18 protein-coding genes and 1 pseudogene are annotated in these 22,447 nt (G+C 73.0%); 10 read left to right on the plus strand and 9 right to left on the minus strand.

The window, feature by feature from the left end:
- Nucleotides 1–6: 6 nt before the first annotated feature.
- Nucleotides 7–285 (plus strand): DUF7218 family protein, encoded by a 279-nt coding sequence (locus IFT88_RS13065; protein ID WP_043594234.1) that lies wholly within the window; start codon nt 7–9, stop codon nt 283–285.
- 9 nt (nt 286–294) lie between these two features.
- On the opposite strand, the gene ku is transcribed toward IFT88_RS13065, so the two are convergent.
- Nucleotides 295–1,407, minus strand: coding sequence for a non-homologous end joining protein Ku (ku, locus tag IFT88_RS13070; protein ID WP_192121078.1), 1,113 nt, complete (start codon nt 1,405–1,407; stop codon nt 295–297).
- Between the two features lie 93 nt (nt 1,408–1,500).
- Here ku and IFT88_RS13075 point away from each other — a divergent pair, with 93 nt between their 5' ends.
- From IFT88_RS13075 to IFT88_RS13085, 3 genes are all read left to right on the plus strand, one after another.
- Entirely contained in the window at nt 1,501–2,388 is an 888-nt protein-coding gene (locus IFT88_RS13075) for an SDR family oxidoreductase (protein ID WP_043594244.1), read from the plus strand.
- A 191-nt stretch (nt 2,389–2,579) separates the two neighbouring features.
- Nucleotides 2,580–5,111, plus strand: coding sequence for an ATP-dependent DNA ligase (locus tag IFT88_RS13080; protein ID WP_192121080.1), 2,532 nt, complete (start codon nt 2,580–2,582; stop codon nt 5,109–5,111).
- Nucleotides 5,112–5,247: 136 nt separating this feature from the next.
- The gene (locus tag IFT88_RS13085) at nt 5,248–6,684 is read left to right on the plus strand and encodes an MFS transporter (RefSeq protein WP_192121082.1); all 1,437 of its coding nucleotides are present in this window, start codon (nt 5,248–5,250) and stop codon (nt 6,682–6,684) included.
- Nucleotides 6,685–6,735: 51 nt separating this feature from the next.
- On the opposite strand, the gene IFT88_RS13090 is transcribed toward IFT88_RS13085, so the two are convergent.
- A complete protein-coding gene (locus tag IFT88_RS13090) occupies nt 6,736–7,344 on the minus strand; it encodes a MerR family transcriptional regulator (RefSeq protein ID WP_192121084.1) in 609 nt (202 codons plus the stop codon).
- Between the two features lie 73 nt (nt 7,345–7,417).
- Here IFT88_RS13090 and IFT88_RS13095 point away from each other — a divergent pair, with 73 nt between their 5' ends.
- The 3 genes and pseudogenes from IFT88_RS13095 to IFT88_RS17465 form a co-directional block, all read left to right on the plus strand.
- Entirely contained in the window at nt 7,418–7,915 is a 498-nt protein-coding gene (locus IFT88_RS13095) for a DUF4188 domain-containing protein (protein ID WP_173152438.1), read from the plus strand.
- A gap of 139 nt (nt 7,916–8,054) precedes the next feature.
- Nucleotides 8,055–13,145 carry a glycoside hydrolase family 3 N-terminal domain-containing protein gene (locus IFT88_RS13100; protein ID WP_192121086.1) on the plus strand — a complete coding sequence of 1,697 codons (5,091 nt, stop codon included), beginning with the start codon at nt 8,055–8,057 and terminating at the stop codon, nt 13,143–13,145.
- A 91-nt stretch (nt 13,146–13,236) separates the two neighbouring features.
- A pseudogene (locus IFT88_RS17465) lies at nt 13,237–13,491 on the plus strand (GNAT family N-acetyltransferase); the annotation flags it as partial.
- A gap of 67 nt (nt 13,492–13,558) precedes the next feature.
- On the opposite strand, the gene IFT88_RS13110 reads toward IFT88_RS17465, so the two are convergent.
- From IFT88_RS13110 to IFT88_RS13120, 3 genes are all read right to left on the minus strand, one after another.
- Nucleotides 13,559–14,770 (minus strand): alcohol dehydrogenase catalytic domain-containing protein, encoded by a 1,212-nt coding sequence (locus IFT88_RS13110; protein WP_192121088.1) that lies wholly within the window; start codon nt 14,768–14,770, stop codon nt 13,559–13,561.
- Nucleotides 14,771–14,893: 123 nt separating this feature from the next.
- A complete protein-coding gene (locus IFT88_RS13115) occupies nt 14,894–15,487 on the minus strand; it encodes a gluconokinase (protein WP_192121090.1) in 594 nt (197 codons plus the stop codon).
- Nucleotides 15,487–16,878 (minus strand): GntP family permease, encoded by a 1,392-nt coding sequence (locus IFT88_RS13120; RefSeq protein WP_043596008.1) that lies wholly within the window; start codon nt 16,876–16,878, stop codon nt 15,487–15,489. Before IFT88_RS13120 ends, IFT88_RS13115 begins: the two co-directional genes overlap by 1 nt.
- Nucleotides 16,879–17,092: 214 nt before the next feature.
- Between IFT88_RS13120 and IFT88_RS13125 the strand changes: the two genes are divergently transcribed.
- Both IFT88_RS13125 and IFT88_RS13130 read left to right on the plus strand, forming a co-directional pair.
- Complete coding sequence (locus tag IFT88_RS13125; RefSeq protein WP_043596009.1) at nt 17,093–17,827, plus strand: FadR/GntR family transcriptional regulator; 735 nt, start codon at nt 17,093–17,095, stop codon at nt 17,825–17,827.
- 345 nt (nt 17,828–18,172) lie between these two features.
- Nucleotides 18,173–18,484 (plus strand): hypothetical protein, encoded by a 312-nt coding sequence (locus tag IFT88_RS13130; protein WP_043596011.1) that lies wholly within the window; start codon nt 18,173–18,175, stop codon nt 18,482–18,484.
- 22 nt (nt 18,485–18,506) lie between these two features.
- On the opposite strand, the gene IFT88_RS13135 is transcribed toward IFT88_RS13130, so the two are convergent.
- The 3 genes from IFT88_RS13135 to IFT88_RS17245 form a co-directional block, all read right to left on the minus strand.
- Nucleotides 18,507–18,959, minus strand: a complete 453-nt coding sequence (locus tag IFT88_RS13135) for a MarR family winged helix-turn-helix transcriptional regulator (protein ID WP_192121092.1) — start codon at nt 18,957–18,959, stop codon at nt 18,507–18,509.
- Entirely contained in the window at nt 18,956–19,195 is a 240-nt protein-coding gene (locus IFT88_RS13140; RefSeq protein ID WP_043596013.1) for a hypothetical protein, read from the minus strand. Before IFT88_RS13140 ends, IFT88_RS13135 begins: the two co-directional genes overlap by 4 nt.
- A 127-nt stretch (nt 19,196–19,322) precedes the next feature.
- On the minus strand, nt 19,323–20,024 hold the full coding sequence (locus IFT88_RS17245; RefSeq protein ID WP_249409033.1) for a general stress protein: 702 nt from the start codon (nt 20,022–20,024) through the stop codon (nt 19,323–19,325).
- Nucleotides 20,025–20,162: 138 nt separating this feature from the next.
- Between IFT88_RS17245 and IFT88_RS13150 the strand changes: the two genes are divergently transcribed.
- Nucleotides 20,163–20,900: an HAD family hydrolase gene (locus IFT88_RS13150; RefSeq protein ID WP_192121094.1), complete on the plus strand. Its 738-nt coding sequence runs from the start codon at nt 20,163–20,165 to the stop codon at nt 20,898–20,900.
- A gap of 80 nt (nt 20,901–20,980) precedes the next feature.
- On the opposite strand, the gene IFT88_RS13155 is transcribed toward IFT88_RS13150, so the two are convergent.
- Entirely contained in the window at nt 20,981–22,381 is a 1,401-nt protein-coding gene (locus tag IFT88_RS13155) for an NtaA/DmoA family FMN-dependent monooxygenase (RefSeq protein WP_192121095.1), read from the minus strand.
- Nucleotides 22,382–22,447: the final 66 nt, after the last annotated feature.

Genomic DNA, 22,447 nt, shown 5'->3' on the forward strand with positions numbered 1-22,447 from the left:
GGGCGCATGACGCCGAAGGACGAGACTCCCCCGCAGCTGAAGAAGCCCGACATGTACGAAGCGCTCCGCGACGAGGGCGCGTCGAAGGAGAAAGCCGCGCGCATCTCGAACGCCGCCGCCCAGAAGGGCAACAGCGAGAAGAAGGTGGCCGCGAAGGGCGGGAAGTCCGGTTCGTACGACGACTGGACGGTGGACGACCTCCGGGGCCGTGCGAAAGAACTCGGCGTCACCGGCTACTCCGACCTGAAGAAGGCCGACCTCATCGAGGCGCTCCGCCAGCACTGAGCGCTGCGGTCAGCCGGCCTTCTTCTCAGGGGTCGCCTTCTCGTCGGACGCGGACTCGTTCTCGGTCGCGCGCGAGGCGGGTTTCTTCCTCGCGGCGGGCTTCTTCGCGGCGGGCTTCTTCGCGGCCTGCTTCTTCGCGGCGGGCTCCTTCGCGGCCGGCTCCTTCGCAGCCGGCTTCTTCGCAGCCGGCTCCTTCGCAGCCGGCTTCTTCGCAGCCGGCTCCTTCGCAGCCGGCTTCTTCGCAGCCGGTTTCTTCGCAGCCGCCGACGAGCTCGACGACGCCGACGTGGACGCTGCCGCCTTCTTGGCCGGCTTGCGGTGTCCACCCGACCGGTTCGTCTCGACCGACCGGCGGAGCGCCTCCATCAGGTCGATGACCTCGCCGCCCTCGCCGTCCTCGTCGTCGTCCGACTTCTCGCCGAAGGTCGCGTCGGTGTCGAGGGACTCCCCCTCCTCGAGCTTCGCGTCGATGAGCTGTCGCAACTCCTCCTGGTAGTCGTCGCTGAAGTCGGCGGGCTCGAAGTCGTCGCTCAGCGAGTCGACGAGAGACGACGACATGTCGAGCTCCTTGTCGCTGATGCGCGTCTGCTTCTCGAGCGCCGGGAACCGTGCCTCGCGTACCTCGTCGTCCCAGAGCAGGGTCTGCAGCATGAGCACGTCGCCGCGGACGCGCAGGGCGGCGAGCCGGGTCTTCTGCCGCAGGGAGAAGTGCACGATCGCGGTGCGATCGGTCTCCTCCAGGGTGCGGCGCAACAGCACGTAGGCCTTCGGCGACGTGCCGTCCGGCTCGAGGAAGTAGCTGCGGTCGAGCATGATCGGGTCGACCTGGTCGCTCGGCACGAACTCGAGCACGTCGATCTCGCGCGAGCGCTCCTCGGGCAACGACTTGAGGTCGTCGCCCGTGATGACGACGGTGCGGTCGCCGTCGTCGTACGCCTTGTCGATGTGCTCGTAGTCGACGACCTTGCCGCAGATCTCGCACTTGCGCTGGTACCGGATGCGCCCGCCGTCCGCGTCGTGGACCTGGTGCAGGGACACGTCGTGGTCCTCGGTGGCGCTGTAGAGCTTGACGGGCACGTTGACGAGCCCGAACGTGATCGCGCCCTTCCAGATCGATCGCATGACGCTCATCTTTCTCCGCGTGCGCTCCGAATGACCGCCTCCGGGGTACAGGCCCCCGAGCGAGGGAGGCGCGGTGAGGGCACCGTGGAGGTCATGAGCCAATACGACAAGAAGAACCCGGTCGACCTCTACCCCGCACCGCCGTTCCCGAAGCAGGAGCAGTCGCTGCCGGGCGAGGCCTGGAAGATGGACCCGAAGCCCGACCACGGCGAGACCAGCTACGTCGGCAAGGAGCGCCTGACCGGATTCCGCGGCATCGTCACCGGTGGCGACTCGGGCATCGGTCGCGCCGCCGCGATCGCGCTCAGCCGTGAGGGAGCCGACCTCGTGCTGAGCTACCTGCCCAGCGAGCAGAAGGACGCCGAGGAGGTGCGCGACCTGCTCGAGGGCGAGGGTCGCAAGGCCGTCCTCGTCCCCGGCGACATCTCGGACGAGCAGTACTGCAAGGACCTCGTGCAGAAGGCCGTCGACGAGCTCGGCGGGCTCGACACCCTCGTCATGGTCGCCGGCCGCATGAAGAGCAACGACGACATCCTCACGCTCACCACCGAGGACATCGACTCGACCATCAAGACCAACGTCTACTCGCTGTTCTGGCTGACCCAGGCCGCGATCCCCCACCTCGAGCCCGGCTCGTCGATCGTGACGACCGGTTCGGTGCAGGGCACGCAGCCCAGCCCCGACAAGATCGACTACGCCCTGACCAAGGGTGCGATCGGCGTCTTCACCGCGGGTCTCGCGCAGCAGCTCGCCCCCAAGGGCATCCGCGTCAACCAGGTCTCGCCCGGCCCGGTCTGGACTCCCCTGCAGCCCGGCTCCGACGACGCCGAGACGGTGTCGGAGTTCGGCGGCCAGGCGCCGTTCGGCCGCCCCGGTCAGCCCGCCGAGCTCGCCGCCGCCTACGTGCACCTGGTGAGCCCCGAGTCGAGCTACACCTCGGGCGCGACCATCACGATCGCCGGAGCGATGCCAGCGGTCTGATCCCGCGCCTCCTCGGCTCCGTCGTCCTGACGACACCACGGCCCGTCGTCCCGCTCCGCGGGGAGGCGGGCCGTGGTCGATGCGGCGGGTTGCCGCCGTGCAGCGGGTCGGCGCGGACCCGCCGCGGACGACACGGACCCGCCGCAGTCGGGTAGAACGAACGAGAGACGGACGACACGAGGAGGCGCGCGATGGCGGGCAGGGGACGCGGCGAGACGGTCGAGGTCGGCGGGCACCGGCTGCAGCTGACGAACCTCGACAAGGTGCTCTACCCCGACGCGGGCACGACCAAGGCCGACGTGCTGGGCTACTACGCCGCCGTCGCCGAGTGGATGCTGCCGCACGTCGAGGGCCGGCCGGCGACCCGCAAGCGATGGGTGAACGGCGTCGACGGCGAGGTGTTCTTCGAGAAGAACCTGCCCGACTCGGCACCCGACTGGGTCGCCCGGCACACCATCGAACACAAGGACCACGCCAACGTCTACCCGATGGTGAACGACGTCGCGACGCTCACCTGGCTGGCTCAGGTCGCCGCGCTCGAGGTGCACGTGCCGCAGTGGCGCTTCGGCCCGAAGGGGGCGCAGCGCAACCCCGACCGGCTGGTGCTCGACCTCGACCCGGGCGAAGGCGTCGGTCTCGCCGAGTGCGTCGCCGTGGCGCAGCTGCTGAAGCCGATCGTCGAGGGCATGGGGCTCGAGCTGATGCCCGTGACGAGCGGCAGCAAGGGCGTGCACCTGTACGCCCGGCTCGACGGGAGGCAGACCAGCGCCCAGGTCGGCGAGGTCGCCCACGAGCTGGCCCGTGCGATGGAGGCCGATCACCCCGACCTCGTGCTCAGCACCATGGGCAAGGCCGACCGTCGGGGCAAGGTGCTGCTCGACTGGTCGCAGAACAACGGCAACAAGACGACGGTCGCCCCGTACTCGCTGCGCGGTCGGTCCCGGCCGACCGTCGCGATGCCTCGTACCTGGCGCGAGCTCGCGTCGAAGACGCTGGCACAGCTCGAGTACACCGACGTGCTCTCGCGCCTGAAGCGCCGCGGCGACCCCCTGGCCGACGTGTCGGCGCACGTGCCGGTGCCGTCAGGCGAGCTGGGCGAGGACTTCCGCAACACCGAGGCCCCCGACCACGACCCGTCCGAGAAGGTGCGCGACCGCCTCGAGGTCTACCGGTCGAAGCGTGACGCGTCGAAGACCGCCGAACCGGTGCCCGCCGAGGCCCCGGCCTCGACCGACGGCACGAGCTTCGTCATCCAGGAGCACCACGCCAGCTCGCTGCACTGGGACTTCCGCCTCGAGCACGACGGCGTGCTGGTCAGCTGGGCGTTGCCGAAGGGCGAGCCCGACGACCCGGGCACGAACCACCTCGCCGTCCAGACCGAGGACCACCCGCTCGAGTACGGCACCTTCGAGGGCACGATCGCCAAGGGCGAGTACGGCGCGGGCGAGGTCACGATCTGGGACTCGGGCGAGTACGAGCTCGAGAAGTGGCGCGAGGGCAAGGAGGTGATCGTCGTGCTGCACGGCGAGCAGCGCGGCACCCGACGCGTCGCGCTGATCCACACCGGGCACGGCGGCGGGCGGGCCGAGTCCAACTGGCTGATCCACCGCATGAAGGACGACGCCGACGGCCACGCGCACGGCGGCCACGGCGCCGGGTCGCGTGTCGGCAAATCCTCACGCGCGTCACGCGCGACCGGCGGGTCCCCCGAGAAGTCGGGCCGCGCCTCCTCGGCTCGCGACGGGAAGCAGGAGTTCCCGGCACCCGACCCGGTCGCGCCGATGCTGGCGACGACGGGCGACGCACACGACGTGGCCGAGGGCGCGTGGGCGTTCGAGATGAAGTGGGACGGCATCCGCGCCGTGGCCGTCGTCCACGACGGCGCCGTCACGCTGACCAGCCGCAACGGCAACGACCTGACCCCGGCCTACCCCGAGCTGCAGGTGCTGGCCGAGCGGGTCGACAGCGAAGGAGGCGCGGTGCTCGACGGAGAGATCGTGGCCGTCGACGAGAAGGGTCGCCCCGACTTCGGGCTCCTCCAGACGCGCATGGGGCTGACGCGGCCCCGCGACGTGGCCCGGGCCGCCCGAGGCGCGCCGGTCAAGCTGCTGCTCTTCGACGTCATGCGGGCCGAGGGGCGCTCGCTCGTGAAGGACGAGTACGACGACCGGCGCGAGGTGCTCGAGCGGATCGTCGAGAGCGGCGGGGCGGTCGACGTGCCCCCGGCGTTCGACGGGGACCTGGAGGCGGCGGTCGCGACCTCGAAGCGCCTCCGCCTCGAGGGCGTGGTCGCGAAGAGGCGCGACGCGACCTACAGCGCCGGCCGCCGTTCGCGGGCCTGGATCAAGATGAAGCACCACCAGACGCAGGAGGTCGTGATCGCGGGCTGGCGCCCCGGTGCGGGTCGCCGCGCGGACGGCGTCGGCTCGCTGCTGATGGGCGTGCCGGGCGAGGACGGGCTGCACTACGTCGGCCGGGTCGGCACCGGGTTCACCGACCGCGAGCTCGACGAGCTGCTGCCGTCGTTGCGGGCCGCCGAGCGGAAGACCAGCCCGCTCGTGGGCGTGCCCGCGGTCGACGCGCGCGACGCGCACTGGGTCACTCCCTCGCGGGTGGGCGAGGTGTCGATCGCCGAGTGGACCTCGACCGGCAGGCTGCGGCAGCCGAGCTGGCGCGGATGGCGGCCGGACAAGTCGCCGGACGACGTCGTCCGCGAGGGGTGAGGCAGCGCACGACGCCACGAGATGGGCAGGGCGCCAGGAAAAAGCCTGGCGCTATGTCCATCACCTGGCGTCGTGACCATCGCCCGGCGTCGTCTCGTCGGGTATCGGTCGGCGCCCGTCGGGTGTTGAGTGCAGCATGAGCACACCTCCCCCGGCCCCGAGTGACGCCGCGACCCTGCGCGGGCGGCGGGTCGTGCTCGTCGTCGCCGTGCTGGCCTCGTTCGTGGCGTTCCTCGACGGGTCCATCGTCACGGTGGCCCTGCCCGCGATCGCGCGCGAACTCGGCGCCGGCACGGGAGGCAGCGGCGCGACGGCCGACGACGGCGCCGGCCTCGCCCTGCAGCAGTGGGTCGTCGACGCCTACCTGCTGACGCTCGGGTCGCTCATGCTCGTGGCGGGCTCGCTCAGCGACACGTTCGGCCGCGTGCGGGTGCTGCGTGCGGGGCTGATCGGGTTCGCCGTGACGAGCGTGCTCGCCGCCCTCGCCCCCGACCCGGGCCTGCTGATCGCCGCCCGGGCCCTGCAGGGCGTGACCGCGGCCCTCCTCGTGCCGAGCAGCCTCGCCCTCATCACCTCGACCTTCAGCGGCCCCGCGCAGGGCAAGGCCATCGGCAGCTGGACGGCCTGGACCGGCGTCGCGTTCCTGATCGGCCCGCTGACCGGCGGCGCACTCGTCGACACGCTCGGCTGGCGCTGGGTGTTCGCCGTCGTCGTCGTGCCGGTCGTCCTCACCCTCGTGCTGATGAGCCGCCTGCCCGGCGACGCCCACCGAGGGCGCGACGGTGCACCCGCGCGGGTCGACGTCGTGGGCGCCGTGCTGGCTGCGGTGGGCCTCGCCGGACCGGTCTTCGCGCTCATCGAGGGTCAGCGGGTCGGGTTCGGCACCTGGTACGTCGTGCTGCCCCTCGTGGTCGGCCTCGCCGCGCTCGCCGCCTTCGTCTGGTGGGAGCGCCGGGCCCCGGCGCCGATGATGCCCCTCACGCTCTTCCGCACCCGGTCGTTCTCGGTCGGCAACCTGGCCACGGTCGGCATCTACGCGGCCCTCAGCCTCGGCACGCTGACCATCCCGCTGGTGGTGCAGGAGCTGGCGGGCCTGACGGCGACCCTGGCCGGGCTCGTCACCCTGCCGACGACGATCGTGTCGCTGCTGTTCTCGACCCTGTTCGGCACGCTCGCCGCCACCCACGGCCCGCGCCCGTTCATGACGGTCGGGCCGCTGATCACGGCGAGCGGGTTCCTCTGGATGCTGCTGGTCGCCGATCCGATCGACGTGTGGTGGCAGGTCGTGCCCGGCGTGGTCCTCTTCGGCTTCGGCCTGTCGGTGACCGTGGCTCCGCTCACCTCGACGGTGCTGTCGCAGATCCCGGCGGCGCAGTCGGGCATCGCCTCCGCCGTCAACAACGCGATCTCGCGCGTGGCGGGGCTCGTCGCCGTCGCGTTCCTCGGCGTCATCGCCGGAGGCGCGCTCACGGTGGGCGGGTTCCATCGCGTCGTGATCGTGGTCGCCGTGATGCTCGGGGTGAGCGCGCTGGTGTCGTTCGTCGGTCTGCGCGAGCGCACCCGCGCCTCCTGAGGGCGCGGGCGCGAGGCTGCCAGCCGGACGCGACCAGCCGGAGGCGCGGTGTCAGTGCCCGAAGCGGCGCCAGGAGGCGTCCTGCTGGGCCAGGCGTCGCAGGGCCAGCAGCAGCGGCTCGACCAACACGGTGCCGAGCACGACGTACTGCACCGCGGCGTCCACCGAATCGACCGGGATGCCCGCGATCTCGGCCTCGGCCACCTCGGCCATCGACCGCGCGTAGCCGTCGAGCGTCCCGTCGGGCAGCTCGAACCCTGCGGCCTCGAGTCCGTCGACCGCGACCTCGAGGGCGGCGAGCACGTCGGCCGACCCCGGGTCGATCGTCCACCCCCACCCGGCCACGAGCGCTTCGGCCCGCGTCAGGTCGACGCCTTCGGGGGCCGTCGTCGTGACGGCCGACTGGGCGACGCCGAGCACCTCGGCGACCGTCTCGTGCTCACCGTCGAGCTGCCCGAGGACGGCGCGCGCGCCGGCGACGCTGAGCCCACCCGCGCCGAGCAACGCCCGGACGAGCCGCAGCCGGCGCACGTGGTCGTCGCCGTACCGGGCCTGCGTGGCGCTGGTGCGCTCGCCCTCGGGCAGCAGCCCCTCGCGCAGGTAGTACTTGATCGTGGCGACCGGCACCCCGGTCGTCTCGGCGAGCTGGGAGATGCGCACGGACTGCCCCTTGACATTGGATAGCGCGACTCTCCAATATTGGAGAGCGCCACTATCCATCTAAGGAGACATCATGTCGAGAGTCAACCCGGGCCGCACCACGCACGAGCACGACGGCGAGCTCGTCGTCTTCCTGATCGGCATGACCGTCAACCGCTGGTGGCGGCCCGACCAGTGGGGGCCGGTGTTCGCGGCGATGGGACCGATGCTCACCGAGTTGTTCCGTGATCCCGAGAGCGGGCTCGCGGGCATGAGGCTGACGCTCGGACGTGGCGGGCCGGTGCTGGTTCAGTACTGGACCTCGCTCGAAAAGCTGTACGCCTATGCCAGCTCGCCGCAGCAGGCGCACCGGCCGGCCTGGACGGCGTTCAACCGTCGGGCACGCAAGGCCCCCGGGGCCGTCGGCATCTGGCACGAGACCTTCGTGGTCGAGCGCGCCGAGAGCATGTACGTCGGCATGGCACCGTCGGGGCTGGCCCGGGCGACCAGGTCGGTGCCGGTCGGTCCGCGCAGCGACACCGCGCGGGCCCGGGCCGCGAGCGGCCGGACCCCCGGCGCCGCGTCGGCCTGACGGGTCCGCCGCCGAGCCCCGGAGCCACCCATTGCCCCTGAGCCGCCTGTGACCCTACGATGAGCCAGACGTGAGCCGCCCTCGTTCGGGGGTGGCTCCAGCTCTGTCGTGAGACAGCCGTGATTACAAGGGAGTAATCGTGTCCGCTGCCCCTGCCCGCTCCTCCTCGACCCCTCGGTCGCGAGCCCCGCGCCGTCCGCGCCGCGGTCTCGCGCTCGCCGCCGGGACCGCCGCCGCGGCCCTGCTGCTCAGCGGCCTGCCCGCGATCGCCGCGCAGGCCGCGCCGGTCGACCTCGCCCGCTTCGGCACGGTGACCGCCTCGGCGAGCCAGGCCGACGGCGACGGCACGTTCCCCGCCGAGGCCCTGATCGACGGCGACCCGGCGACCCGCTGGGCCAGCGGCAACGGCCCCGACGAGGACGTCGAGTTCACCGCGTCGGTGATCGTCGACCTCGGCGGCACCGCCCGCGTCGACGCGATCGGCCTCGACTGGGAGTCCTCGTACGCGACCGACTACACGGTCGACGTCACGTCGGGCGATCCGACCCTGCCCGCGAGCTGGACCACGGCACAGACCGTCACGAGCGACGGCGGGCGCGACGACGTCACGCTGTCCACCCCGACCGACGCCCGCTACGTCCGGGTCAGCATGCTGCAGCGCTCGGCGGCGACCTGGGACCCGGCCCGCCCCCACTTCTACGGCTACTCGGCCTTCGGCCTGCAGGTCTTCGGCGAGGCCGAGACCCGCTCGGTCACCTTCGACCGGTCGACCGCGACCGTCGCGGCCGGCCAGACCCTGACCGCCGGCCTCAGCCTGACCGGTCCGAGCGACGAGCCGGTCACGGTCCGCGTGCGCTCCACCGGCGGCACGGCCACGGCGGGCACCGACTACGCGGTCCTCGACGGGACCGTCACCTTCGCACCCGGCGAGACCAGTGCCTCCGTGGACCTCGTCACGACCTCGACGGGCGCCCTCACGCCTCGCAAGTCCGTCGAGCTGACGGCGTCCGAGCCGAGCGACCCGACCGTCGTCGGCACGCGCGCCACCCTCACCGTGACGCTCACCCCGACGGGCGCCCTGCCGAACGTCGGCGCGACGACCGTGCTCGACGACTTCGAGGGCGGCGTACCCACCGGGTACTTCGGCTGGGGCCAGAGCCCCGCCGTCACCCCGGTGCTCGACACCGTGGAGGCGCAGCGCGAGGGATCGACGGGCGACCAGGCCCTGCGCGCCACCGTCGCCGGCCCGACCACCGCCGAGAGCTGGTTCGGGTTCTCGCACGACGTCCCCGCCACCGACTGGAGCGACCACGACGGCTTCTCGTTCTGGTTCAAGGGAGCCGCCTCGGGCCTGCCCCTCCGCTACGAGCTGAAGAACGGCGACGGCGCCCTCTTCGAGCAGACCGTCGTCGACGACAGCACCGACTGGAAGCAGGTCAGCGTCCTGTTCGCCGACCTGCGACAGAAGGGCCAGCCGTCGAGCGACCTGCGCTTCGACCCGTCGGCCTCGACCGGCTTCGCCGTCACCCTGACCCCCCTCGGCGCGGGCACCTGGCAGTTCGACGACGTCGCGCTGTTCGAGCGCGCGACGATGATCGAGGACTTCGAGGGCGACGTCCCGCTCGGCACGACGACCGACCCGGTCGGCTTCTTCACCTGGGGCTCCCCCGCCCCGCTCGAGCCCACGATCAGCCGCGACGTCACCGTGCAGGAGCGGGACGGCCGCGCCGACAACCACGTGCTGAGCGGTACCTCGTCGATCCCCGCCGGCGGCTACGGCGGGCTCAGCCACAACCTGGCCGACAGCCAGGACTGGTCGAGCTACCAGGGCCTGCGCTTCTGGTGGTACGCCTCGCAGGCGAACAACCCGGCCTCGCCGACGGCGGGTGCCGACATCAAGGTCGAGATCAAGGACGGCGACCCGGCCGGCGGCGACGGCGCCGAGACCAGCGAACTGTGGGCGACGACCTTCAAGGACAACTGGGGCAGCAGCACCAGCCGCTGGAAGCTCGTCGAACTGCCGTTCTCGGCGTTCACCCCGTCGGGCTACCAGCCGGGCGACGCGGCGACGACGAACGGCACGCTCGACCTGACGAGCGCGTTCGGCTACTCGTTCACCTTCACGCCGGGCACGCCCGCCCCGGTCGGCTACGCCATCGACGACACGCAGCTCTACGGCACCCCGGCGAGCGCCGCGTCCGTCACGGTCGACCCGTCGCAGGACGTCTACCTCGTCGACGCGGGCGGCTCGGCCGAGATGCCGCTGACGGTGACGACGGCCGGTGACGAGCCCCTGGCGTCGGACGTGTCGGTCGACTGGTCGACCGCCGACGGCACGGCCGTCGAGGGCACCGACTACGACGCGGCCTCGGGCACCGTGACCTTCGCGGCGGGGACCGCCTCGGGGACGGCGCAGTCCGTGACCGTGTCGACCCGCGCCTCCTCGGGGGCCGCCGAGTCGAAGGAGTTCGCGGTCTCGCTGGCGTCGACCACGGCGAAGGTGGGCGACGGTCCGCGCGTCGTGATCGGTGCGCACGACCTGCCGTACCTCGACCCGTCGCTGCCGACGGCCGACCGCGTCGCCGACCTGCTCGGCCGCATGACGCTCGACGAGAAGGTGGGGCAGATGGCGCAGGCCGAGCGGCTCGGCCTGTCGTCGCCCCAGGACGTCAGCGGACGCGCGCTCGGCTCGCTGCTCAGCGGTGGCGGCTCGGTGCCCGAGGGCAACACCGCGGTGGCGTGGGCCGACATGGTCGACGCGTACCAGCGCGAGGCGCTGTCGACGCGGCTGCAGATCCCGATGGTCTACGGCGTGGACGCCGTGCACGGCCACAGCAACGTGGTCGGCGCGACGATCTTCCCGCACAACACCGGCCTCGGCGCGACCCGCGACCCGGCCCTGGTCGAGCGCATCGCCGAGGTCACCGCGACCGAGGTGCGGGCGACCGGCGTGCCGTGGACCTTCGCCCCCTGCCTCTGCGTCTCGCGCGACGAGCGGTGGGGCCGCAGCTACGAGTCGTTCGGCGAGGACCCCGACCTGGTGCGCACCTTCGCGGCCCCGTCGGTGATCGGCCTGCAGGGCGAGGACCCGACCGACATCGGCGGCGCCGACGAGGTGCTGGCCACGGCCAAGCACTGGGCCGGCGACGGCGGCACGAGCTACGACGAGTCCGTGGCCGGCACGGGTGCGTACCCGATCGACCAGGGCGTCACGAACGCCGACTCGCTCGAGGACTTCACCCGGCTGCACGTCGACCCGTACCTGCCGGCCCTCGAGGCGGGCGTGGGCACGATCATGCCGTCGTACTCGGCGGTCGACCTGGGCGACGGGCCCGTGCGCATGCACGAGAACGCGGCACTGAACAACGACCTGCTGAAGGGCGACCTGGGGTTCCAGGGCTTCCTGATCAGCGACTGGGAGGGCATCGACAAGCTGCCCGGCGGCAGCTACGCCGACAAGGCCGTGCGCTCGGTGAACGCCGGGCTCGACATGGCGATGGCGCCGTACAACTACGGCGCGTTCATCGACGCGATCGTGGCGGCCGTCCGCTCGGGCGACGTGGCCGAGTCGCGGGTCGACGACGCCGTGCGTCGCATCCTCACGCAGAAGTTCGACCTCAACCTGTTCGAGCAGCCGTTCGCCGACCGGACCAACGTCGACGGCGTCGGCTCGGCCGCGAACCGCGCCGTCGCCCGTCAGGCCGCCGGCGAGTCGCAGGTGCTGCTGAAGAACGCCGGAGGCGCGCTGCCGTTGGCCGCGGACGCCGACCTGTACGTGGCCGGCTCCAGCGCCGACGACCTCGGCCGCCAGATGGGCGGCTGGACGATCAGCTGGCAGGGCGGATCGGGCGACACGACGACCGGCACGAGCATCGCCGAGGGCATCCGCGAGGTCGCGCCCGAGGCGTCGGTCACGCTGAGCCCCGACGCCTCGGCACCGATCGGCGCCGGTCAGACCGGCGTCGTCGTGGTCGGCGAACGTCCGTACGCCGAGGGCCAGGGCGACGTGCCGAACAACGGTTCGAGCCTGTCGCTGACGGCCTCGGACCAGGCGATCGTGGACGAGGTCTGCGCCGCCACCGAGTCGTGCGTGGTGCTGGTCGTCTCGGGCCGCCCGCAACTGCTGGGCGACGTCGTGAGCGTGGCCGACGCGGTCGTGGCATCGTCGCTGCCGGGCTCCGAGGGCGCCGGCGTCGCCGACGTGCTGTTCGGCGACCGGCCCTTCACCGGGCGCCTGCCCGTGACCTGGGCGGCCCGTGCCGACCAGGTGCCGATCAACGTCGGCGACGCCGACTACGAACCGCTCTACCCGTACGGCTGGGGTCTGCGCACCGACGGTGCCCGCGAGCGTCTGGAGGCGCTGGTCGCCTCCCTGCCCGAGGGTGCGTCCCGTGCCGCGGTGCAGGCCGTGCTCGACGCCGACGTGTGGGACGGCGACGGTGCGGTGACGGACGCCGCCGCCGCGCTGCGCCTCCTGCTCGCCGCGGTCACCCCGTTCGCCGGGACCGACCTCGGCACGATGGCCACGGCCGACGACCTCGTGTCGGTCGCGCGCGACCTCGCCCAGCAGGCGATGGTCGACGGCACGGCGGTCGACGGATCGGCGGCCCTGACGGCCGACGCCGAGAACGCGCTGCAGCGCGGGCTGCCCGACGTGGCGCTCGCCCGGTTCGCCTCGGTGCTCGGCATCGACCTGGGTGTCGTCGAACCGACGAAGGACGTCGTGCCCGGCACGCTCGACCCCGCGACCGCCCGCCCGGGCGACACGGTGTCGATCACGGCGACCGGCTTCGTCGCCGGCGAGGACCTCGCGGGCACCGTGTTCTCGGAGCCACAGTCGATCGGCGCCACGACGGCCACGGCGGCCGGCGTCGGCGTGCTGCGGTTCGTCGTGCCGGCCGACCTCGAGCCGGGCGCGCACGTCGTCGAGCTCGAGGGGACGGGGCAGCTCGCCCGGGCCACCCTGACGGTGCTCGCCGCGGCGGCGCCGGGCGACCCCGGGACGCCGGGTGGCGGGACGCCCGGCGCCGGCACGCCCGGCACGCCGGGTGGTGGCGGGCCGGGCAGCGGCTCGGGCTCGGGTTCCGGCTCGGGCGGCACCGTCGTGGCGTCGCCGGCCGGGCTCGCCTGGACCGGCTCGGGCGAGTGGATCGGCATCGCCCTCGCGGCGTTCCTGATCGTGGCGCTCGGGATCGCCCTGCGGCTGCGTCGCCCGCGCGACCGCCGCTGACGCGCTCCGCCGCACCGCGCCTCCCCTCGAACCCCGTTCCGAGCGATGCACCCCGTTCCTTCGGGGTTCATCGTTCGGAACGGGGTTCTTCGTCGACCGCGAGGCCTGGGGTCAGGGCTTCGCCACCGAAGCCGCCCGAGAGGCCGTCCGATTCGCGTTCGACCCGTCCGGCGCCCACCTGCCGGCTCTGATCAGCTTCAGGGCGGCGGTCAACGAAGCGTTCCGCCGCGTGATGCGCCGCCTCGGCATGACCCACGACCCCGCCGACGACTTCGAGCACCCCGCGCTGCCGCCCGGCCACGCGCTGCGGCCCCACGTCCTGTACCGGCTGAGCCGCGCCTCCTGACGCCGCCGCCCACCCCGTTCCGAGCCACAAACCACGATGGATCGGGGGTCGCCGCACGGAGCGGGGTTCATCGCGTGGTGGACCCGCCGCCGACGCCGACCACCCCGTCGTCCGCGCCCGCCGCGGCGAGCGCCTCGCCCACCTCGGCCAGCGGGATCGTCCTGCCGACGAGGGACTCGAGCGGCCACCGCCGCCACGCCTCGGACGCCCACGCCACGGCCGCATCCAGCCGCGCGGGCTCGGCGTCGCGCACGCCGCTGACCGTGACGAGCTCCTCGACCAGCCGGGCGCCGCCCACGCTCACCTCCCGACCGCCCGCCGCCACCGCTGCCGCCCCCGCCAGCACCACGACTCCCCCGACGGCCACCCGCTCGACCAGGGCCGACGCCGCCGCGACCCCGTCGAAGGCGAGCCCCACCGTGCGGTGACGCCCCGACCGGTCGACCGACGCGAGCACGCGAGACAGGGCGTGCGGCCCGGTCGCCGCCCCGGGGTCGGACACGGCGACGGCGCCGAACGCGCGCGACCGCTCGCGCCGCGCCTCCTCGGGGTCGACGACCACGACGCGCGCCCCGGCGTCGGTGGCCATCGCCGTCGCGACCAGTCCGACGGCACCCGCCCCCGACACGACGACGACCTGCCCCGCGAGCGACGGCACCCCCGAGAGCCCGAGCACCGAGGAGGCGCGGTGCAGCACCTCCGCGGCCGTCGCGGTGACTCCCGCCACCGGGGCGAGCACGGCGGCGGGTACGTCGTCGGTGACGACCACCACGGTGGTCCCCCGGCTCAGGTGCACGTGGCTCGCGACCGTGCCGGACAACTGCCAGCTGCGCCGCGTGCGCTCCTCGCCGTACCGCTCCCCCGAGACGCACGCCGAGGCCAGGCCCCGGTGACACGGGACGCACCGCCCGCAGGCCACCGTGCGCGACCAGACCACGCGCATGCCGGGCCGGAGCCGCCGGCCGTCGTGTGCTCGCGCGTGCTCGTCGGCCTCGACGACCCGCCCCACCGCCGAGCCTCCCGGCACCACGGGCAGGGACGCCGCACCCCGCCCGGTGAGCGAGTGCACCTCGTCCGGGCCGACGGCGGCGAGCTCGACGGCGATCAGGGCGTCCCCCCGCGCCAGGCGCACGCCGGGCACCGCGATCTCGCTGAAGCCGAGCCCGGTGCCGAGCCAGACCTGCGCCGTCGCCGGCGGATCGAGGCACACGTCGTGACCGTCGAGCACGGGGCGCATCGGGTCGGCCCGCAGCCGCCTCGCCTGCGTCGCCCTCGACATCGTCCCGCCCTTCGCGCCCGGCCTCCGGTGCACGCCGCGAGCCTAGGCAGGGCGGGTGGCGGCCCGGCGAACCCCCGGCGTCCACCGGGTGAACGCGCCGGACCGCAGGAGGTGCGGATCGGCTCAGGCGACCGGCGTCAGTCCCAGCGCCCGGATCACGTCGTCGGCCTCGTCCTCGGGCGATCGACCTGCGTCGACCACGACGTGGCGTTCGTCGACCTCGGGCGGTTCGAGCGTCGCGACCTGCGAGTCGAGCAGTGCGGTCGGCATGAAGTGGCCCTCGCGGGCGGCCATGCGGTCGCCGAGCAGGTCGCGGCTGCCGCGCAGGTACACGAAGACGACGTTGTGCTCGCGCAGCACGTCGCGGTACTTCCGCTTCAGCGCCGAGCAGGTGATGACGCCCGGCACGCCCGCCATGGCGTGTTCGACGATCCAGGACGAGACGGTGTCGAGCCACGGAGCCCGGTCGTCGTCGTCGAGCGGGGTGCCGGCCGCCATCTTCGCGACGTTCTCGTCGGGGTGCAGGTCGTCGCCCTCGTACGAGTCCCAGCCGAGCCGCTCGGCGAGCAGGGCCGCGACCGTCGACTTGCCCGAACCCGACACGCCCATGACGACGAGCACGGGATCGGAGGCGTAGGGCCCGCCCGTCGGCACCGTGCCTCCTGCGGTCGTCGCGGCACCCGAGGAGGCGCGGTCCGCGTTCTCGAGGACGGGCATCAGATGAACACGCTCGCGAGCATGACCCCGGCGAGGGCCGTGAGGCTGAGGACGCACTCCATCAGGCTCCAGGTCCTGAAGTTCTGGCCGACCGTGGTGCCGAGGTACTCCTTGATCAGCCAGAAGCCGGCGTCGTTCACGTGCGACAGGAAGACCGAGCCCGCACCGATGGCGAGCACCAGCAGCGAGGCCTCGGGGGTGGACATGTCGGCGGCGAGCGGGGCCATGATGCCGGCGGCCGTGACCGTGGCGACGGTGGCCGACCCGGTCGCGACGCGCACGAGGGCCGCGACGACCCAGGCGACGAGCAGGACGCTGACGCCCGACTCCGAGACGGCGTCGCCGATCACGGTGCCGATGCCGGTGTCGATCAACACCTGCTTGAACCCGCCGCCGGCGCCGACGATCAGCAGGATGCCGGCGACGTCGGGCAGCGACGAGCCGAGCGTCTTCGACACGGCGGCCTTGTCCATGCCCCCGGCGCGGGCGTAGAAGACCATCGCGTAGAGCACGGCGACGGTCAGCGCGACCATGGGCGTCCCGAGGAACTCGAGCAGGTCGACCCAGGTGCCCGTGGCGGTCGGCAGCGCCGCCTCGCGGATCGACCGGGCGAGCATCAGCACGACGGGCAGCAGGATGCCGACCAGGGCGTTCGCGAAGCTGGGGCGCTTGCGGGCCGAGCCCTCGCCGCCGTCCTCCTCCTTCGAGACGAAGAGGTCGGGGACCGGCACGGGCGCCCACTTCGCGGCGAGCTTCGAGAACAAGGGGCCGGCGACGATGACCGTGGGGATCGCGACGAGCACGCCGAGGCCGAGCGTCAGGCCGAGATCGGCGCCCACGGTCGAGACGGCGAGCAGCGGGCCGGGGTGCGGGGGCACGAGGGCGTGCATCGCCGAGAGTCCGGCGAGCGCCGGGATCGCGATGCGCATGAGCGGCAGGCCCGAGCGGCGGGCGACGAGCACGATGACCGGGATCAGCAGCACGAGGCCGACCTCGAAGAACATCGGCAGGCCGATCAGCGCGCCGATCAGGGCCATCACCCAGGGCAGCGCCTTCTGGGACGAGCGCGAGATCAGGGTGTCGACGATGCGGTCGGCTCCGCCCGAGTCACTGAGCAGCTTGCCGAACATCGCGCCGAGTCCGATCAGGATGCCGACGCTCGTCATGGTCGAGCCGAAGCCGGTGCCGAAGCTCGTGACGGCGTCGCCGGGGGCGAGGCCGGCACCGATGCCGACCCCGACGGCGCCGAGCAGCAGCGCGAGGAAGGGGTGGACCTTCAGCCAGGTGATGAGGCCGACGATCACGACGATGCCCACGAGGGCCGCGATGATCAACTGTGCGTCGGTGCCCGAGGGCGTGGGGGCGGCCGTGGCCGCTGCGAGGAGGTGCATTCCGTCGCGTCCTTCCGAGGACGCTTCACTGCGACCTCTTCGTCGTGGGCCGGAGCCCGTGGGGTTGTCGTCCGGCTGCGCCCGACGGATGTCTGGCAGTCTTGTCTCGCGGACGAGTCTGATTAGTGTGAATAATCAGACTTATGGAGTGTGCCACAGTCACCACGACCGCGCCACCCCTCCTTTCCACCCCCCTCTCCCCTAGGAGTCGACGATGACACCCGGTCTCTCTTCATCACGAGAACGCGGTCTGCACGCCCGGGTGGTCGACGTCCTCGGCACCGAGATCGTCGACGGTCGACTGGCCGTGGGCTCCATCCTGAACCTCGACGACCTGGCCGTCCGTTTCACGGTGTCCCGCTCGGTGCTGCGCGAGGCCCTGCGCGTGCTGCAGTCGCTCGGCATGGTCGAGCCGCGCCAGCGCATCGGCACGCAGGTGCTCCCGCGCACCTCGTGGGACCTCATGAACCCGCAGATCATCCTCTGGCGGGGTCGCAGCCCCGAGTACTTCGTCCAGATGCGCGAACTGCTCGAGCTGCGGCTCGGCCTCGAGCCGGTCGCGGCCCGGCTGAGCGCGCTGGCGTTCACCCCCGACCAGGCCTCCGCCGTCGAGGACGCCGCCCGCACCATGGTCGCCGCCGCCGCGTCCGGGGACGGTCGCGCCTACCTCGAGGCCGACGTCGAGTTCCACACGGCCGTGCTGCGCGGCTCGGGCAACGACGTCATCGGCCACTTCGCCTCGACCGTCGAGGCCCTGCTGCGCACCCGGACCGAAGAACGCCGGTTCACCATCACCGACTACACGCCCGCGGCGGCCGAGCTGCACCTCGACCTGGCCCTCGCGATCCGGGCCGGCGACGCGGACGCCGCCTTCTCCCGCTCATGGCGGCTGATCGACACGACCGTCGACGAGTTCGTCGCCGAGTCCGGCGGCTCCCCCGCGCCCTGACCCGCGCCTCCCGCCCTCACGCCGAATGCCGGCCGGCCCCTCTCGTCCGCTGTGCACTTCGCGACCACACGACCACGACACGCCGCCCGATGCGCCTCCCAGACGGCGCGTCCGCCCGTCCTTGTCGGGTTCGGCACGTCCCGGACCCTCCGGCTGGTCGGTTTCGGCACGTCCCGCACCCTCCGGTCGGTCGGGAACGGCTCAGCTCGACCGGGCGACAGCCCCGGACGCCGCTCACACCCGCACGTCGCTCACGGCTGACACACCGAGGAGGCGCGGTGGACGCACAGGCGCCCGTCACGTCCCGTTCACGCCCCGGTCGCCCCCGGGGTGGAGCATCGACGCATGATCTCGCTCAGCGCACTCGTGAAGCCGAAGGACGGAATCCACTCGGTCCGCCTGCTCGAGAAGAGCCTCCGCGACCACTACGAGAACGTGCCCGTGAAGGACCACCAGTACCTCGTCCGGTTCGCCGACGGCCCGGCCCTGGTGACCGACGAGCTCGCGGGCCTGCGGGTCGACGTCGTCGTCTCGGACGAGCGGGCCGCGACGCACTTCCGCGAGGCGCTGGCCGGCGAGATCGCGACCCGCGTCCTCGGACGCACCGTCGACGTCGTGTGGTCGCGGTCGGCGACCGTGCCCGCGCCGCTGCGCTGAGGCGCGTCGGAGACCGACGGGGTCAGGCGCCCTCGGCGTCGGCGGCGACGATCAACTTCGTCATCGTGCGGTGCAGCACGACGAGCTCGTCGTGCGTCACCCCGAGCCGCGCCATCATGCGCCCGGGGATGCTCTCGGCCTCGCGCCTCAGGGCGGCACCCGCCGGGGTCAGCTCGATCGACAGCGCCCGCTCGTCGTCGGCCCGTCGCCCGCGGGTCAACAGCCCCTGGGCCTCGAGCCGCTTCAGCAGCGGACTGAGCGTCCCCGGGTCGAGCCGCAGCAGGCGGCTGAGCTCACGACCCGAGAGTGGTGCGTGCTGCCAGAGGGCCAGCATGACGAGGTACTGCGGGTGTGTCAGCCCGAGAGGCTCGAGCACCGGACGGTAGGCCGCCACGACGCCCCGCGACGCGACCGAGAGCGCGAAGCAGATCTGGCTCTCGAGTTCGAGCGGGTCCGCGACGCCGGCGGCACTCATGCCCGAGGCGCCGGGCAGTGCACCATGGTGCGGACGCCCGTGCGGTCGACGACGTGCTCGTCCATCGGCGCACCGCAGAGCGGGCAGACACCGCCGTGCTGCGGCGCGACCGCCGGGGCCTCGTTCTTCAACCCCAGCTGGGCGCCGCCGATGTAGGGCCGCAGCCGGGCGTTCATGCGCTCGACCAGGTCGCCGAACCTGCTGCCGTGGTCGTGGTTCCGCTCGGGTCTCGTCATGATCGTTAGTCTACCAACGATTGGTGCCCCAACGACAGGGCGACGGTCGGAGACACACGACCGCGCCCGCCCCGACGAACGGGGCGGGCGCGGAAGAGCGGCACCGAGGAGGCGCGGCGAGCGGCGGTCAGGCGACCTTGCGACCCTGCGCCAGCGTCTGGTGCGCCCGGGCGGCGAGTTCGCCGCGGACCAGCACCTCGTACCGACCGGCCTCCATGGTGCGGACCGACGAGAAGTCGCGGCGACCGCGCAGCATCTTGTGGCCGACGAAGCCCCAGAGGGCACCCCACAGGGCGCCGAGGCCGACGGCCACGAGCAGCACGCCGATCCAGGCGGCGCTCGGGGCGAAGATGCCGAACAGCAGTCCGAGCAGCAGGCCGAACCAGGCACCTCCACCGGCGCCGCGTCCGGCGGCCTTGCCCGAGGTCAGGCGACCCGAGACGTTCTCGACGGTGCGGATGTCGTGCCCGACGATCGAGACGCTCTCGACGGGGAATCCTTCGTCGGACAACAGGTCGACGGCCGACTGCGCGTCCTCGTACTTGGTGAAGGAGGCCAGCACCTGGGGGTAGCCCGCGCCGGCGAAGGCGCCGATGCCACCGGGGCCGGGCGTGCCCGTCGTCGGGGTCGCCTGCGGGCCGGGCTGACCGTAGCCGGGCTGGCCGTACGGTGCACCCTGCTGACCGGGCATCTGCCCCGGCTGCTGCCCTTGGTCGGGCGAGGCCGGCTGACCGGCGGGCTGCTGCCCCGTGCCCTGCGGCGCGTACTCGCCGTACGCGGGGCGCGGGCGGTCGTCGGGGGTGGGCGTGGTGTCCTGCTCGTTGCTCATGCTCCCGTTCTATCGCGCCCGCGTCGACGCGGAGGGAATGCACAGTCGGCCCACAGCATTCCTTGGCGCGCTCCCAGTCGTGCCGTCCGCACCACCGTCCCTCCCCCGGTCCGGTGTGACGTGGGGCAGGATCGGGGGATGACCACCACCCACGTCCTCGTGCTCGACTTCGACGGGACGGTCTGCCTGGGCGACGGTCCCGTGCTGACCTACGCGCGCCTCCTCGACGAGGCCCTCGCGGCGGCCGACGAACGACACCCGCCCGGGTTGGTCGAGGCCGTCCTGGCGCGGTTCGTGGGCAGCCCGCTCGACGACGAGCCGGCCGGGGTCGACGAGGCGATCGCGCACGCCGACGGCTCCCCCGACGGGTACGTCGTCGCCGAACGGGTCTCGCGAGCCCTGGGCGTCGACGACGCGGCCCGCTCGGCCGCCTACGCCGGGGCTCGCGCGGCCCTCGCCGACGGTCGCCTCGAGACCACGGCCCCCGAGGGGCTCGCCGAGCTGCTCGACTCGCTGTCCGACGCCGTGCACGTGGTGCTCGTCACGAACTCCCCCGAGCACGGCGTCGTCCAACCGCTCGAGCGGCTCGGACTAGCCGACCGGGTCGACGAGATCGTCACCGACGCGCGCAAGCCGTCCGGGCTGCCCGCCGTGCTCGACCGGCTCCGGGCCGACGCGGGCCTCGAGGACCGGCCCGACCGTCTGCTCAGCGTGGGCGACATCTGGGCGAACGACCTCGAGCCGGCCGCGGCCCAGGGATCGCCGACCGCCCTGGTCGAGCGCTTCCCGGCCCCGGACGCCCGGCCGACGCACCGCGCGACGACGCTGCCCGAGCTGTACCCGGCGATCCGCGCCTGGGCGACCCGCACCTCCTGAGCCGCGGCGCGCCTCCCGAGCCGCGCCGCGCCTCCGGGGCACCACCCGGCAGGAGGCGCACCGCCGACGCGAGGACGACCTCAGACCGTCGCCGGCACCACCGCGAAGCGTGCACCGGGGTGGTCGGCCGAGAGGTGCGGCCCGGGACGGCCGAGCATCTGTTCGCGCAGCGTGCCCGTGGCCGGCTCGGCCGGCATGCGGCCGCGGCGACGCAGCTCGGGCACGACGAGGTCGGCGAAGTCGGCCAGGTCGGCCGTGCCGAAGATCGGCTCGAGCAGGAAGCCGTCGAGGTCGGTCTCGTCGACCAGGCGCTCGAGCTCGTCCGCGACCTCGACGGGGTCGCCGACCAGCTGGAGCCCGCGGGTGCCCTTGCCGCGCAGGTCGTCGAGGATCTCGCGCACGGTCGGCGCCGGCGAGCCGTCCTTCGGCAGGAAGCGGTCGATGTTGCTCTGCCCCATCTGCCCGACGGGCCCGCCGTCGTCCTGCAGCTGGGTCAGGTCGCGCGACGGGTCGAGCGAGAGCAGGTCGATGCCGGTGTTGCCCGCGTAGAGGACGGCGACGACCTCGTCGGTCTGCAGGTCGTCGAACTCCTTCCGCAGGGCGACGGCCTCGTCGTGGGTCGGGGCGACCGTGACGGTCAGCCCGACCATGATCTTGACCGACTCGGGGTCACGGCCGAGGGCGGCCGCCTTGGCCCGGATGTCGGCGACGTTCGCCGCGGTCTTCGGGACCGTCGTCCCCTGCACGAAGACGCACTCGGCGTTGCGCGCGGCGTAGGCGCGGCCCCGGTCGGACGTGCCGGCCTGGAACAGGACGGGCGTCCGCTGCGGCGAGGGGGCGACCGTGAAGTAGCCCGACGAGCGGAAGTGCTCGCCGGCGAACTCGACCCGGTGGATGCGGTCGCGATCGGCGAGGACGCCGGCCTCGGCGTCACCGCGGAAGGCGCCGTCCTCCCAGCAGCCCTCCCAGAGCGTCATGGCCAGGTCGACGTACTCGTCCGCCTGGTCGTAGCGGGCGTCGTGGCCGCGCATCTCGTCGTGGCCGAACAGCTCGGCGACGGTGTTCTGCGAGGCGCCCGTGACGATGTTCCAGCCGATGCGGCCGCCCGTCAGGTGGTCGAGCGTGGCGAAGCGGCGTGCCGACTGCACGGGGTGGTCGAGGCCGGTCGACGAGGTGACGACGAAGCCGAGGCGCTCGGTCTCACGGGCCAGGGTCGGGATGAGCAGGGCGGGGTCCATGCCGGGGAAGTTGATGCCCCCGTGGGCCGCGGTCTCGGGCAGGTCGCCGTCGATCGACGGGTAGCCGAAACCGTCGGCGAAGAACAGGAAGTCGAAGCCTGCCCGGTCGAGCAGCTTCGCCATGCCGATCCACAGGTCGAGCCCGTGGTAGCCGAGCGAGTCGCTGCGCGGGTGGGACCAGCTGAGGGTGCCGCCGACCTGGGGGCCGGCGACTTCGAACACACCGAGACGGATCTGCTTCATGCCGTCAGTGAACCGGATGGTTCATCCGGAGTCCAGCCCCGAAACAAGCTCTTAACACGAGCGGCC

The sequence above is a fragment of the Frigoribacterium sp. CFBP 8751 genome, assembly GCF_014841545.1.
Taxonomy (GTDB): Bacteria; Actinomycetota; Actinomycetes; order Actinomycetales; family Microbacteriaceae; genus Frigoribacterium.

Coding starts and splice junctions, on each gene's coding strand:
- IFT88_RS13110 (WP_192121088.1), bottom strand. CDS start 14,770: ATGTCGAGGGCGACGCAGGCGAGGCGGCTGCGGGCCGACCCGATGCGC.
- IFT88_RS13125 (WP_043596009.1), top strand. CDS start 17,093: ATGACACCCGGTCTCTCTTCATCACGAGAACGCGGTCTGCACGCCCGG.
- IFT88_RS13080 (WP_192121080.1), top strand. CDS start 2,580: ATGGCGGGCAGGGGACGCGGCGAGACGGTCGAGGTCGGCGGGCACCGG.
- IFT88_RS13065 (WP_043594234.1), top strand. CDS start 7: ATGACGCCGAAGGACGAGACTCCCCCGCAGCTGAAGAAGCCCGACATG.
- IFT88_RS13150 (WP_192121094.1), top strand. CDS start 20,163: ATGACCACCACCCACGTCCTCGTGCTCGACTTCGACGGGACGGTCTGC.
- IFT88_RS13130 (WP_043596011.1), top strand. CDS start 18,173: ATGATCTCGCTCAGCGCACTCGTGAAGCCGAAGGACGGAATCCACTCG.
- IFT88_RS13075 (WP_043594244.1), top strand. CDS start 1,501: ATGAGCCAATACGACAAGAAGAACCCGGTCGACCTCTACCCCGCACCG.
- IFT88_RS17245 (WP_249409033.1), bottom strand. CDS start 20,024: ATGAGCAACGAGCAGGACACCACGCCCACCCCCGACGACCGCCCGCGC.
- ku (WP_192121078.1), bottom strand. CDS start 1,407: ATGCGATCGATCTGGAAGGGCGCGATCACGTTCGGGCTCGTCAACGTG.
- IFT88_RS13095 (WP_173152438.1), top strand. CDS start 7,418: ATGTCGAGAGTCAACCCGGGCCGCACCACGCACGAGCACGACGGCGAG.
- IFT88_RS13155 (WP_192121095.1), bottom strand. CDS start 22,381: ATGAAGCAGATCCGTCTCGGTGTGTTCGAAGTCGCCGGCCCCCAGGTC.
- IFT88_RS13140 (WP_043596013.1), bottom strand. CDS start 19,195: ATGACGAGACCCGAGCGGAACCACGACCACGGCAGCAGGTTCGGCGAC.
- IFT88_RS13115 (WP_192121090.1), bottom strand. CDS start 15,487: ATGCCCGTCCTCGAGAACGCGGACCGCGCCTCCTCGGGTGCCGCGACG.
- IFT88_RS13120 (WP_043596008.1), bottom strand. CDS start 16,878: ATGCACCTCCTCGCAGCGGCCACGGCCGCCCCCACGCCCTCGGGCACC.
- IFT88_RS13135 (WP_192121092.1), bottom strand. CDS start 18,959: ATGAGTGCCGCCGGCGTCGCGGACCCGCTCGAACTCGAGAGCCAGATC.
- IFT88_RS13085 (WP_192121082.1), top strand. CDS start 5,248: ATGAGCACACCTCCCCCGGCCCCGAGTGACGCCGCGACCCTGCGCGGG.